The following is a 12,928-nucleotide window of genomic DNA, read 5'->3' as shown; positions in this document are numbered from 1 at the left end:
ATGATACACTACGCAAAAAAGGACCCACCTAGATGCAAGACAAATATGTAGGAGATGTCGGGGACTTTGGAAAGTTCCAGCTTTTTCGTTATCTTTTCAACCATACAGAGAGTCCTATGCATGGGAAAGCACTCGCACAGATTTGGTATATGCATGAAGGTGAGGGTGAAAAGAACAATGATGGCAGGCATATTGACTATTTTGAACGTATGATGGGATGTGATAAAGAGCTGGAAGATTCTCTACTAAGTCTTATTATGAGAGATAAACGTGAAGTGAGAGAGTTGGAGTCTCTGAAACTACTTGAAAATGCAAAGTTCTTTTATGAATATGTTCCCAGTTCTTTAGAGGAACGTTATCATTGGTTCAAGAGGGCCCTTACATTTTCACATAAATCGAAGGTAGTTGCTGTTGCACCGGACAATGGTATGGCACTCAAATGCAATAGGGGAGCACAATGTTTTGAGTTTCTTACACTCGAAAAACATTATTCAGACAAAGTGTATCCTCATAAATATGTATTTACAGAGGAAATAAGTCATTTTTACCGATTACCTCACTTGGAAGTGTGTATCGTCTATCAGCACCTGAATCGTTTTTTTGCGCATAATGGGCAGATAGAGTCACTGTTAAGTGAGTTAAGAAAAGAGTATTTGCATGTAATTTCGATAAAGCACAAGCCATACTCACCCCGTGCTTTTTTCTTTATATGCAAATCAGTGGATATTAAAGAGAGTATAGAGAGAAGACTTGATAAGTTTACTATTGAGTTTTCCGAATTTTGGGAACTATTTAGATAGAAAAATTAAGGATTTCAGTCTGTTCTGATGTCTGTGGACAATCTATATCATTCTCTGAAAATGCTGCACAACATGTCCGGTTACGTCCCTCTTTTTTAGCTTTGTAAAGTGCCATATCAGAACGAGAAAATATATCACTAAATGAAGTGTCTGCTGCATTATTTTGGGCGATTCCAATAGAAGTTCGTACCGATACATTATGACCTTCATAGTGAACAATGACATTTTCAACTGCTTGACGGATTTTTTCGGCTAAAAGATAGGCATCTTTTTTATCTATTTGAGACAGAAGTATCGCAAATTCTTCACCTCCTATACGGGAAAATATGTCACTTTTTCTTAATAGGTTTTTGACAGTTTGAACAAAACATATCAATAATTGATCACCTGTCTGATGACCGTATGTATCATTGACCTTTTTAAAATGATCCAAGTCCAGTAAAAGAAGTGTTAAACTCAAATGATCCTGCTGAGCTGTTTTAAAATAGTGTTCGGAAATTTGATTGAACATACGTCTATTCATAATACCTGTCAGGTAATCTGTAGAAGCCAATACACTTAAACTGCTGTTTTGCTGTTTTAAACTGGTTTCATAATTGATGATTTTATTGGTATATATAAAGGATAAAAAGCTTCCTATGATCAGCCCCAAAATAGCTGAATGAATAGCTACATCTGATAGATGCAGATCAATAGTGAAATTGGTGATCAGTATAATCGCTATAGAAGATAGTGTATAGAGTAGTCCACTTATTTTTCCATTGATCATATAGGCAACAAAGATCAATAGGTAGAACCATATGATCCTAAACTCATCTTGTGGTACAAAAATAAGTGCTGATGTAAATGTGATCAATGAGATAACAAGTAGAGCGTGTGATGCAGCTGTGTCATTTTGTTTGGAGAGTCTGAGAAAGAATATAAGCATCAATGTCAGTAAACTATACATATAATTTACATTGGTATGAATAGGGCCTATGTCATTCATACCTAAGTCACTAAGTAAAGCAAAAAGAAGAGAAAAAAAAGCGACAATGATCAAAATAGAATTCAGCATTTTAAATTTAAACTGTAGAAGGTTTTCCTCAGCTGTAAACTTAAAACCACTTTGTAAAAAATTGTTCATATTCATGTTTTTGCCTCTCCCTTATCAAATAATAGCATATTTCCATAAGAATTCTCTACAAAGGATAAGAGATAGATGAGGTATATGCGTATACATAGAAATAAAATAGAATCCATTAACCTTATTAGACTAAGATATGTAAAAGGATTTTTAATGCATAAACAAAACTTTATCACTTTGACACTTATTATTTCAGGTTTGGCCTTGAATCCAGTGATGGCAAATGCAGTGTTCACGACAGTCTCATATAACCAAAGTATAAATGATTCTGTCTCATCGAGTGTTTCTTCATTATTATATAGTAGAGGATTAGATGAAGATGCAGCAGATAAGATCTCTGAAAACCTCATTAGTAAAGAAAATGATGATTTACTTGAAGGACTGATACAAGATCTTGAAAGGGAAAATATTGTCAGTAGAAAAGAAGTTTTAGAGTATTTAACTACAAAAGCACTATATAAAGAAAATGTGAATTTTCATTCTTATGATCATCTAGTAGGTATGGTTTCAAAGATCAAACAAAGATCCTTAGAGAGTAAGACATTTGAACAACTTCAAAAGATTGCTCAAAACAACAAAGAGTTATTTGTGTAGAGATACACAAATAATATAGATTCTGGAGTAATAATATAGTTTGGTTAACATAATATAAATTCTATTAAAAAAGAAACTCTCTTCTCTTTCATAAATCAGTGCAAAGGTTTTACGGTATCTAAAAAAGTTATTTTTACCAATAAGACCCAATATTTAATATTCGTGTACTATTTCTCATTTTGTACTTTATTGTTCAACCGTGCAAATTGAATTTAGATCCAAATTGCATTACTCTTATAAAATTGTATCCGAACTGATTTTATTAACAAAAAGAAAATTTATTACTCCATCGCTTTTTCATAAAACCACATTTTTACAAAATCAAAATTTTTCAGTAATGAGAATATAAAAACTATTGTATGGAAAATCAATCATAAGATGTAACAACAAACATCTAAAACCACAGGTTAAGTTGATGAGGTGCAAAAGATGAGCCTATTGTAATATTTATAAATATTACAATAGGCCCCCTACTTTATTTCATTTCTGTATAGATATAAGGAATACATTGATCCTTCGCAAAGCACGCTGTACCAGTAAGTAGATTGGTTTTATATGAACAAGTGTTCTTATGAATGTGAATCAAAAAGAAAATAAATGAACGATTGTTCTTATTTAGTTCTAAGATAAAAATTATAAATGAACAGTTGTTCTTTTAATTGAAATATAATTACTTGACAAATGAACAAATGTTCACTACAATATCACTAAAGGAGCCACAATGAACGAGCATAGCGTTAGTTCTTCCCCTACTAAAGGAAGTAAAACCAAAGATAAAATACTCAAAATTTCCCTGAAACTCTTTTCAACTAAAGGCTATAAGGCTACAACGGTTAGAGACATAGCGGGTGCTATGGATATGAAACAAAGTGCACTGTATAACCACTTTAAGAACAAGGATGAGATCCTTGAAACACTCGTAAGTGAACTTACCTCTTCTGCGATAGTCACTATATTTAGCGATAAAGAGGCCTCAGAGCTTCATAAACAAGGAAAGTCTCTCTTAATGTCTATTGCCACTACTTTTAAGCTTATAGGCTTTGACGGGCAAAATGAGGCGCTTTTAAAGTTATTGATGCAGGAGATCTATAGAAATGAGCGGATCAGGGAGATATACAACGAGTATTTCTACCAGGAGAACGTTAAAAAGCTCTCAAGCCTCTTCTTTATGATGATGCAAGATGAGATGATCAAGTCCTCAGACCCTCTTTTATTGGCAAATGAGTTCTTTTCTCCCCTGTTTTTCTATCAAATGCAGGTTTCTTTGCTAAAATTAGATAAAAAATCGACCTCTTCTGTTGTTTCGATGTTTGAGAAACATGTAGATTTCTTCTGGGATAATATAAAACTGGAAAAACAAGAGACGCTTTTTTAGGAATATACTAAATAATATTAAGGAATATCATGGAAAATAAAGTAGATCTTTTTGCTAAAAAATCAAAATCGTGGGATATGAACAGCAAACGTGTGCAGAATGCAAAAGGGATAGCGGAATTAATAGTAGATAATATAAAACTGAACAAGTCTATGGAATTGATGGATTTTGGTGCGGGTACCGGTCTTTTGAGCTACTTTGTCGCACCCTATGTAGAGAAAATTGTAGCGGTAGACAACTCACCTTCTATGCTTTTGGAATTTCAAAATAAGTGTGGTCAATTCTCGTGTAATACAGAAGTGATAGAGAAAGATCTGAGTACAGATACACTGGAAAGAAAGTTCGATGGTATCATTTCATCCATGACGATCCATCATTTGGAAGATATACCTGCCCTCTTTGCAAAGTTCTATACGATGCTTGATGAGCATGGGTTTATTGCTATTGCTGACCTGGATAGTGAAGATGGTACTTTCCACAGTGATAATGAAGGTGTCTTTCACTATGGTTTTGATCGACATTTGCTTGCTGAGTATGCTCAAGAAGCAGGATTTAAGGATGTGACCTTCAGTTTAGCCAACAAAATAGCTAAGCCACATGCCGAATTTACTGTTTTTTTAATGACAGCGATTAAATAATATTAGAGAATATTAAATGAAATATCTTTGGTTAAGTATCTTTATACCTGTTTTAATATGGTCTGCAGCTTTGCCTAAAGATCCATTTACATGGTTTTTGGAAGTGTTTCCGGTCTTCATAGGTTTGGTCATTTTACTTTTAACCTATAAGAAGTTTCCGTTAACCTCCCTGCTCTACATACTCATATTAATTCATATGATTATTTTGATGGTAGGCGGACACTATACCTATGCAGAAGTCCCTCTTTTTGACTGGATCAAAGAGCTTTTTGACCAAGATCGGAACAATTATGATAAAGTCGGTCATTTTGCACAAGGATTTATCCCTGCAATACTAGCCAGGGAGATATTGATACGCAAACATATCGTACAAGGCAGTAAAATATGGCTGAATACCATCATTCTAAGCATTGTTTTGGCATTTTCGGCCTTGTATGAACTGATAGAGTGGTGGGTAGCACTTGCTGTCGGTGAAGATGCTGAAGCTTTCCTGGGAACACAGGGATATATGTGGGATACACAGTCAGATATGGGATATGCACTGTTTGGAGCTGTTGTAGCACTTATCTTGCTTGCAAAGATCCATGATAAACAACTCAACTTGATGATGGAATACTCAAGAGCATGAGAGTTCAGTGCCTTACTCATGCCGGTTACTGTGAGAGCTTCTATCTCTTCTCATAAGGGCGATAGGCTAGAACAACACGCCATTCTTGGTTGTGGAGTCTGACATTCTTCCAAATTGCATTTTTGATGGCCTTATCGTTGGATTCGGGCGCTAAATAGATGTAGCTTCCTTTACCTTCAGGTGTAGCGGCTATCTTTTTACTTAGTTTTAACAGATTTTCGTAGCCCGCATAGATAGGATCACTAAAGAGCATTCTGCCGATCTCACTCTTGTCCTGGTCGTAGATGATCATACCATCTGGCTGCATGATCCAGAGTTCATAGTCATCCGGGATGGTGGTTTTTTTCAGCAGGGAGTCGACCAGAAGTTCGGGACGGATCAGCAGGTTGACAGAACCTGAGAATACTTTCTGGCTGTCAAATAGCGGACGAGCTATGACCACTGCCGTAAAATGTTCGACTGCCGTAAATCCACTGCTGAGCAATGGTGTAGGTTTTTGCAGCATCGCCTTTACATGATCCTGAGAGCTAATGTCCGTATTCTCGAAGTTCTTGTATTCTGATGGTACAACCTGGTGCATCACACCCTTTGCATCAACAAAAGAGGCTTCGACAATATCGGAATTCTCATCAAGAATGGCGTTAAGAAGTTTTCTGACCTCACTCTCATTTTTGACATCTACCCTGCTTTTTGTAATCAATGCCGCCAGTGATTCGTCAATATGGTTCAAACGGCTTTGCAGATCGGGCACAAAGCTATCAAGCGAAAGTTTCAGCTGTGGCGGAGTCGCTGCTTTTGAGCCCTCTTTTTTGGCAAGGAACATCCACCAATCCATATTTGACAGTTTCTGGTAATATCCGTGACGGAGGCTATCGAGTTGATACTGTACGGGACCACTTTGCATTTTTAAGGCTTCTGAGACAGCATCATGCAGAGATTCACTTCCTTGTTTGAGAGCATTCATAAAGATGAAATCACTGTCGTTGTCAAGCATCACCATGCCCTCGGAGTTTAAGACAAACCAAGTGTACTCATCTGGCAGGGCAAATTCACGATTGAGTTTATCATGCAGTTCGTCCAGGAAGACCGAAGCGCCGAGTGCACCGATCACCTTGCCATCCGTCGCTATGATGGGCGCAGCCATCAGAACTGATTTCTTTCCGGAAGATCGGCTGTAGATAGGAAAACCCATCACTAGGGTACCGGCAAAGAGCGATTTGAAATACCCCCTGTTGCTCAGATTTAGGTTGGTGTAATCGAGTGTTACAGAGTAATAGTTGCCATCAGGAAGAGCATAGAAATAGACTCCAGGTGTAAGCCCTTTGAGCTGTTTCAGGTAGCGTTTGATCCCTTTCCAGTCGCCTTTTTTAGCTTCCGGAGTAGAGGTGATCAGTTCAAGGGATGTCAGCGTATTCATCAACACAGTATCGAGATAGTTCGATGCCGCGTTGAGTGTGGTCTTAGGAACTGCTGCTTGCTGGTTTTGAACAGCCTCTGCTGCCCACGCTGAATTTGCAAAGATGAAAATAAACAGTGCTGAAATGACATTTTTCATTTTTTTCTCCTTCATTCACACATCATTTTCCAATAACACAGCTTTCACGGCGTGCACCTTATTTGGTAGAAACAGACATTAACAATGTAATGTATACTCATTTATTCTATCATATTTTTTAATGACTGGCGTGAAATAATATAAGATGTAGGAGAAACTTGAGGGGATAGAGTAAATCCCCTCTTATAGTTGATTTAGCGTTTTTTGATCTCTGAAACGATAACACCTCTAAATGCACCTAAAGTGTAGTGGCTGGCATTCTCGTCAGGATAGGATTCCTGTATCAATGCTTGTATCTCAGGAGAGATGTTCTCACCGTGACACTTTAGACATGCTGCTTCTACTATCAATGGTTTATAGTAGCGTGTAGTTTCCTTGGTGTTCACTTTTCTGATCATCGTAGCTGTAGCTGTTTTATTTTTGATCGAATCCTCGATCTCCTTCATCACCTCTATATCTTTAATATCAGGCTTATTTATGCTGTTTCTCGTCCTAAGAGAAGTTCTTCTTACTTTTGCATGATCCGGAAGTTGTGCATTGACCTCATTGGTAATAAGCTGTGCTTTTGCTGTACAAAAACCTATAGCGCTGAAACCGCTTGGATCGGCTTGAAGTTGTGCTTTGAGTTGACTTTTCAGTGAACCGCCAAGCATCTTGATATACTTGATACCCTCTTGTGTTTCATTGAGATGTGTCGGTGACGCATATATGCTTGCTGTACAGAGTAAAGATGCCATAACTAGTTGGAGTTTCATAGAGATGCCTTTTCGTTTGGAATTTATCTAAATTCTACTCAAATAATCTTTGTAGCAGTTAAAAAAATGTATTGCTTTCCTGTAAGTGTGACCCTGAATTTCTTCTGCTGCAAATATTTCTTACAAAAAATGACATCATTAAAAAGCAGTGACATTTCACTCATGGTATAATTGGGCGCTTTGGCTCCATAGATCATCTCTCCCCCTATCCATCTACTGTTTGGAAAACCTAAAATGATAGCCGCATCTTTTTCTAGATAGTTTTGCACCAATGACATAAAAAAAGGCTTGAAGTTGATACTAGGGCTTTGAAGGGTACCTATGCTTACAAGCAGATCGAATTTCCCCAGATTTAAACGCTCCAAGTCGTTGATATCGTGTGCATAAAATGTTACATTCTCTTCGGGAAAAGAGCTCTTCGCACAGCTGATGGCAGATGTTGAATGGTCAATGCCTACAAGCTTCATTTTTTCATAGGTATGTGTATCCAAACTATTTTTGATGACGTTGAACTCATCACCTGTATTGATACCGAGGTTCAAGATCGATCTTCTTTGACTGAGCTTGGCATTTTGCAGCGCTTGCGTGTAGTAGTACAGAAATGCCGGTTCTTCCATTTTGTGTATCTGTGAAAAATGGGAGTCCACACCGTATTTTTCTTCTTTGGAACTTGAGGATGCTATATGAAAAGAGCTTTGTGTCTCTAGCTTTTTGAAATGGAGTTTTACCAGAGGATAGGTACTTTTTTCAGGGGTCATCATTTTGCACATTAAAAGTTCTGACAGATCTGTCCATGCTTTATAGCCCCGGTAAATGTAGCTCTCCCCTGCTATCTCTAATATTTCTCCGGCATACCCTTCCCCAATATCAGGATCAACTGTTTCAAAACTGAAGGTTTCACCGGCTTCACACCCCTTGGCCTTGACACTAAGTGTTGTGATGATATCCTGCATCGACAGGGTAGTAAATATCAAAAGGATACTCCCTTGTTCATATAATATTATTTAGTATTACACAGCTATTCGCTCTATTATGAAGTATTTTATCATAGATGTTTAAAAGGTGAGATTGTTTGTATTGTATTCTATGACCCATTTCCACAAAATGTGGGAATGGGTTAGACAACACTACGGATAGTCTTGTCTTTTCATTAACTCTAGACTGTTCATTATGACCTTGTTGCTTAGTATGATATCTTAGCCAAAAGTGACACAGGCTTTAGTATGATGTATCGTTTTATGTAAAAGAAACTCTTTTCTACTGATAGATCCATCGTTATCGGCATCTATCTCTTCAAATGAATGGGCTTCTCCTGCATTTTTCAGCATCCGGCCTTCTGCAGCCCTCTGTTTCATACGAACTGTACGCGCTTCTTCCAATTCACTTTGGGTAATCTTGCCATCACTATTTAGATCAAAATCGGAAAACCTAGGTTGATCTATAGCCCATGCACCCGAAGCAAACAATGCTATGATTATTAGTTTTTTCATGGTTTTTCCTTAGATATTGGATTTATTTCCTAATTATCAGAAATTATCCTACTTTATCGACAAAGTGTGTAAAGTATGTGTATTATAAAAAATAAAGTTGATAAGAGGTCAAGAAAAGATTGAATGTGCTCATTCGTGATAGGTCATACGTTTATCTGGTATTCCAATCATAGTGTAGAATACCAGCTGTATGACTTTAAAGAAGTATCGGTGTTTAGGAACTAGGGACAGTTTCCTGATGGACAATTTCCTTTATTCTTCATTCTCTCAGTTTGGTGTACACGGAACTCCTCTTGGCTTATAACCCCATCATTATTGGTATCGATCTCTGCAAAGCTGGATGCATTTCTCATCATGCCTTTACCCTGCCCCATACCGGTACTTGGACACTTTCCTACACATTTTTTCATCTGTTCCATTTGATGGAGACGAAACTCTTCTTGGTTCAATGATCCGTCTTTGTTTTTATCCATATCTGCAAATGCCGGGGCATTTCCTGCATTTCTTAACATTTTGCCCTCTTTGGCCTTCTGGCCCATACGTTTTGACCGTGCTTCTTCCAATTCACTTTGGGTGATCTTGCCGTCACTGTTAAGGTCATACTCTTCAAAAGTGGGCTGCATACGTGTACAATAGTTACCTTTACCCATTTTGCCCATACCCATTCCCATGCCTTTTTTTGTCTGCATGTATTGTTGTCTTTCTTCCGGGGTCATACTCTGCATACGTTTTTGCATCTCTTCTCTAAAAGCAGGACGATCATCCACAGGTACACTCCCACGCATCTTCATCATCTCTTCTGTACTCATATGGGAAAAATCTGCAGCCCATGCTGCTGAAGCCAATAGTCCTATCATTAATATATTTTTCATTATTTTTTCCTTTCATCCCGTAAATCGGTTCTTTTCTATTAGAATAGAGCATTATTGTACACTATTTTCTGTGTATTATATGTGAAATTGGTGAGGGATTTATGTGATATTTTGTTATGATGTTGATTATTTTATAAGGAATCTTCAGTGTCAAAGTACGATCTCATAGTAGTGGGTTCCGGGGCAGCGGGTATGATGGCTGCCATTACTGCTGCACGTGCAGGCAAGTCTGTACTTCTTCTCGAAAAACTCTCCAAGATAGGCGCAAAATTGAAAGCGACAGGCGGCGGACGCTGCAATCTGACCAACACACTTTCAAATGAAGATTTCATGGCACGTTTTGGTCGTGATGGACGTTTTATGACCCCTGCTCTGGATGCTTTGGACCATAAAGCACTGATGGCATTTTTCAAAGAGATCGGTGTGGAGAGTCATGCTCCCGATGGATACAGAGTCTTCCCTGTCACCCATAGCTCTTCAACCATCATTCATGCAATGGAACAGGAGATGCAGCACCTTGGTGTTAAAGTGTTGTGTTCACAAAAGGTTGAAATATTAGAGCATGATGGCCAGAAAGTGACAGGAGTCAAAACAGTGACGGATACTTTTAAGGGTGACCACGTTGTGATCGCTACTGGCGGGTTGGGGTATCCCGTATTGGGTGCTGAGGGAGACGGCTATCCTATGGCAGAGTCTGTAGGACATAAGGTAACTGACCTCTACCCTGCTATGATGCCGCTTAAGACCAAAGAGACCTGGGTCGAGAACTGCAGGGCAGATACCATAGCAAAGGTCGCTATGCACGTTGATATGAAAAAATATAAAAAACTCTCTGCCAAAGGGGATCTTATCTTTACCAAAGGTGGTATACGCGGTCCTGTGGTCCTTGATTTCTCCAGAGAGATCACTCCACTTTTGAGTAAATTTGATGAAGTACCTATACTCGCAAACTTTACAAAAGGGATGAATGAAGAGCAGATCCGTGACCATTTCAAGCAGGAACTGACCAAAAATCCTCACCGTAACACACTCCAACTGCTTCAAACCCTCCTTCCTGAGTCTGTAAGTTTGGAACTCTGCAAACTTGCAGAAGTTGATCCTGCTCTGGCTTTGGGTAAACAGGCAGGGTCGGCACGAGATAAACTCATCAGACTTCTGGCATGGACACCACTTACTATAAATGGACATGATGGTTTTAAAATGGCGATGATCACACGTGGAGGCATCCATCTCAAAGAGATCGATCCGTATACCATGGAAAGTAAGAAAATAAAGGGACTCTATTTCTGCGGGGAGATCATGAATCTTGATGGTCCCTGCGGCGGATATAATCTACAATGGTCATTTGCCAGTGGATATTTGGCAGGTATGTTAAAATCATAGAACATGAAAATGTTTCAATGTGTAAGCCTCTCCAAGAAGAAAATAGAAAACCTTATAAATTTATATATCTCTTCACACTAGTTTCACACTTCTATTTTATACTTCAACAGTCATTCAATCAGCAGGTTCTAAATCTTCTGATTAGATGGATATATAAAATAAAAACAAAAACAAAGGATTAACATGAAAAAATTAACAGCAATCGTACTTTTAACAATCGGTTTAGCATCAAGTGCCATGGCACATCACCCTGCACCAGTAGATCAAGCAGGATCAGGTATACCAGATAATTCTGGACACTGGGATGCATATCTTGGTGGTTCATTTTAATATATTTTGAATAAAAAAAAGCAAGGCGTATCCTAAAACTAGGGTATGCCTTTTTTATTTTCTCTTAGTCTACATAAATATATAACTTCACACTTATCTGCTAACCGTTATTGTTTAATGGGCTTCCAGTATAGGTTGTATCATTCTTGCTTTGCTTGGTGCTAAAGTGTAAAGGTGCCACATTAATAGATTATATGTAAAAAATGAAAACGTTATAATCTAACATAGTTTATAACGTTTCTCGATGTAGCGACGTTTGTAAGGTATAATATTTCACCCCCCCTTCAACAGAAAACCTTATAAAATGTTCTAAAATGGGATGTTGTATGATAAAAATCGTATAGTGTAAGTTCCAATAAAAGTGTATACTTCCAACATGAAATTAAGAGTAGGTACCTTTAACCTTTATCAGTTTGTAGAGCCGCCCTATTCGTGCTACACACGAAAAGGCAAATACAACCAAAGACAGTGGCTTGAAAAAACGTTGTGGATAAAAAAGCAAATACTTCGTATGGATTGTGACATCATAGGGTTTCAAGAGGTCTTTTCTAAAAAGGCTTTAGAAACACTTGTAAAAGAGTTGGGTTATACGTATTTTGCAACCGTTGATGATGCAAAGCTGAGTCAGACAACACCAAATAAATACACAACTACCACCGTTGCCATAGCCTCCAAATACCCTATAGCAAACATACAAGGTGTCGATGTCCATGCTTCCAGCCTTGAGAAGCACCATTTTAAAGATATTTTTACATTTTCCAGAGTCCCTATAAAAGCAATGATCGCATTACCAAACGGGAAAGAGCTTTTGGTCTACGTATGCCATCTGAAATCAAACAGGTTAAACGCGTTCGAATATGTGTTTAAAAAAGAGGACACCTTGGCACAGAAAAAAGAGCGTGTCTTTAAACTATTGGAAGAAAAGAAGTCTAAAGCCCTAAGGCAAAGATTGTGTGAGGCATCTTCACTGTTCTATGACATTCAAAGTTCACGACACACACCTGTTGTACTTATGTGTGACCTGAACGATAAAGAGTATTCTCTCACCATAGATGCACTCACCAATCCGATATACCATGATGATACAAATGAGGATTCACCTCTTTTATATGATGCAAGTTACCAGTACAAAGAGAAGGTACACAACCCTCACCCGGAAGAAAAAAAGCCGAAAAGAACACCTACAAGTTATTTTAAAAGTAAGGGGAATGTACTTGATTATATTTTTATTTCAGAGCATTTTACCAAGGAGAACAGGCACAAGGCAGGAACAGTGTCCAACTACCAGGTTTTAGATGCGCACTTACAAACACATAAAGATGGTTCTAGCATCCAAAGCGATCATGCACAAGTGGTGAGTGAGTTGACTTTGGATATATAAG

14 protein-coding genes are annotated in these 12,928 nt (G+C 37.9%); 8 read left to right on the top strand and 6 right to left on the bottom strand.

The window, feature by feature from the left end:
- Nucleotides 1-32 precede the first annotated feature (32 nt).
- Nucleotides 33-800 carry a hypothetical protein gene (locus MN086_RS05210; protein WP_248577002.1) on the top strand — a complete coding sequence of 256 codons (768 nt, stop codon included), beginning with the start codon at nucleotides 33-35 and terminating at the stop codon, nucleotides 798-800.
- Here MN086_RS05210 and MN086_RS05205 read toward each other — a convergent pair.
- Nucleotides 793-1,932 (bottom strand): GGDEF domain-containing protein, encoded by a 1,140-nt coding sequence (locus tag MN086_RS05205; RefSeq protein WP_248577001.1) that lies wholly within the window; start codon nucleotides 1,930-1,932, stop codon nucleotides 793-795. The two genes, MN086_RS05210 and MN086_RS05205, sit on opposite strands and share 8 nt — an antisense overlap.
- Nucleotides 1,933-2,079: 147 nt before the next feature.
- Here MN086_RS05205 and MN086_RS05200 point away from each other — a divergent pair, with 147 nt between their 5' ends.
- The 4 genes from MN086_RS05200 (at nucleotide 2,080) to MN086_RS05185 (ending at nucleotide 5,161) form a co-directional block, all read left to right on the top strand.
- The gene (locus MN086_RS05200; protein WP_248577000.1) at nucleotides 2,080-2,520 is read left to right on the top strand and encodes a hypothetical protein; all 441 of its coding nucleotides are present in this window, start codon (nucleotides 2,080-2,082) and stop codon (nucleotides 2,518-2,520) included.
- A gap of 721 nt (nucleotides 2,521-3,241) precedes the next feature.
- Nucleotides 3,242-3,895, top strand: coding sequence for a TetR/AcrR family transcriptional regulator (locus MN086_RS05195; protein ID WP_248576999.1), 654 nt, complete (start codon nucleotides 3,242-3,244; stop codon nucleotides 3,893-3,895).
- A 29-nt stretch (nucleotides 3,896-3,924) separates the two neighbouring features.
- Nucleotides 3,925-4,533 carry a class I SAM-dependent methyltransferase gene (locus tag MN086_RS05190; RefSeq protein ID WP_248576998.1) on the top strand — a complete coding sequence of 203 codons (609 nt, stop codon included), beginning with the start codon at nucleotides 3,925-3,927 and terminating at the stop codon, nucleotides 4,531-4,533.
- 16 nt (nucleotides 4,534-4,549) lie between these two features.
- Nucleotides 4,550-5,161, top strand: coding sequence for a DUF2238 domain-containing protein (locus MN086_RS05185; RefSeq protein WP_248576997.1), 612 nt, complete (start codon nucleotides 4,550-4,552; stop codon nucleotides 5,159-5,161).
- A 40-nt stretch (nucleotides 5,162-5,201) separates the two neighbouring features.
- On the opposite strand, the gene MN086_RS05180 is transcribed toward MN086_RS05185, so the two are convergent.
- The 5 genes from MN086_RS05180 to MN086_RS05160 form a co-directional block, all read right to left on the bottom strand.
- Nucleotides 5,202-6,716 (bottom strand): cache domain-containing protein, encoded by a 1,515-nt coding sequence (locus tag MN086_RS05180; protein WP_248576996.1) that lies wholly within the window; start codon nucleotides 6,714-6,716, stop codon nucleotides 5,202-5,204.
- A gap of 194 nt (nucleotides 6,717-6,910) precedes the next feature.
- A complete protein-coding gene (locus tag MN086_RS05175; RefSeq protein WP_248576995.1) occupies nucleotides 6,911-7,471 on the bottom strand; it encodes a DUF3365 domain-containing protein in 561 nt (186 codons plus the stop codon).
- A 38-nt stretch (nucleotides 7,472-7,509) separates the two neighbouring features.
- Entirely contained in the window at nucleotides 7,510-8,445 is a 936-nt protein-coding gene (locus MN086_RS05170) for a methyltransferase domain-containing protein (protein WP_248576994.1), read from the bottom strand.
- 222 nt (nucleotides 8,446-8,667) lie between these two features.
- Nucleotides 8,668-8,961: an EF-hand domain-containing protein gene (locus MN086_RS05165; protein ID WP_248576993.1), complete on the bottom strand. Its 294-nt coding sequence runs from the start codon at nucleotides 8,959-8,961 to the stop codon at nucleotides 8,668-8,670.
- Between the two features lie 221 nt (nucleotides 8,962-9,182).
- Nucleotides 9,183-9,833 carry an EF-hand domain-containing protein gene (locus tag MN086_RS05160; RefSeq protein WP_248576992.1) on the bottom strand — a complete coding sequence of 217 codons (651 nt, stop codon included), beginning with the start codon at nucleotides 9,831-9,833 and terminating at the stop codon, nucleotides 9,183-9,185.
- Between the two features lie 147 nt (nucleotides 9,834-9,980).
- On the opposite strand from MN086_RS05160, the gene MN086_RS05155 reads away from it, so the two are divergent.
- From MN086_RS05155 to MN086_RS05145, 3 genes are all read left to right on the top strand, one after another.
- A complete protein-coding gene (locus MN086_RS05155; protein WP_248576991.1) occupies nucleotides 9,981-11,216 on the top strand; it encodes an NAD(P)/FAD-dependent oxidoreductase in 1,236 nt (411 codons plus the stop codon).
- 183 nt (nucleotides 11,217-11,399) lie between these two features.
- Nucleotides 11,400-11,546, top strand: a complete 147-nt coding sequence (locus MN086_RS05150; protein ID WP_248576990.1) for a hypothetical protein — start codon at nucleotides 11,400-11,402, stop codon at nucleotides 11,544-11,546.
- 376 nt (nucleotides 11,547-11,922) lie between these two features.
- Entirely contained in the window at nucleotides 11,923-12,927 is a 1,005-nt protein-coding gene (locus MN086_RS05145) for an endonuclease/exonuclease/phosphatase family protein (protein WP_248576989.1), read from the top strand.
- Nucleotide 12,928: the final 1 nt, after the last annotated feature.

Origin of the sequence: Sulfurovum sp. XGS-02 (assembly GCF_023213175.1) — a bacterium.
In the GTDB taxonomy this organism is placed as follows: Bacteria; Campylobacterota; Campylobacteria; order Campylobacterales; family Sulfurovaceae; genus Sulfurovum.
Note: the sequence above shows the minus strand (reverse complement) of the source record. Positions and strands in the feature narration are given on the sequence as shown.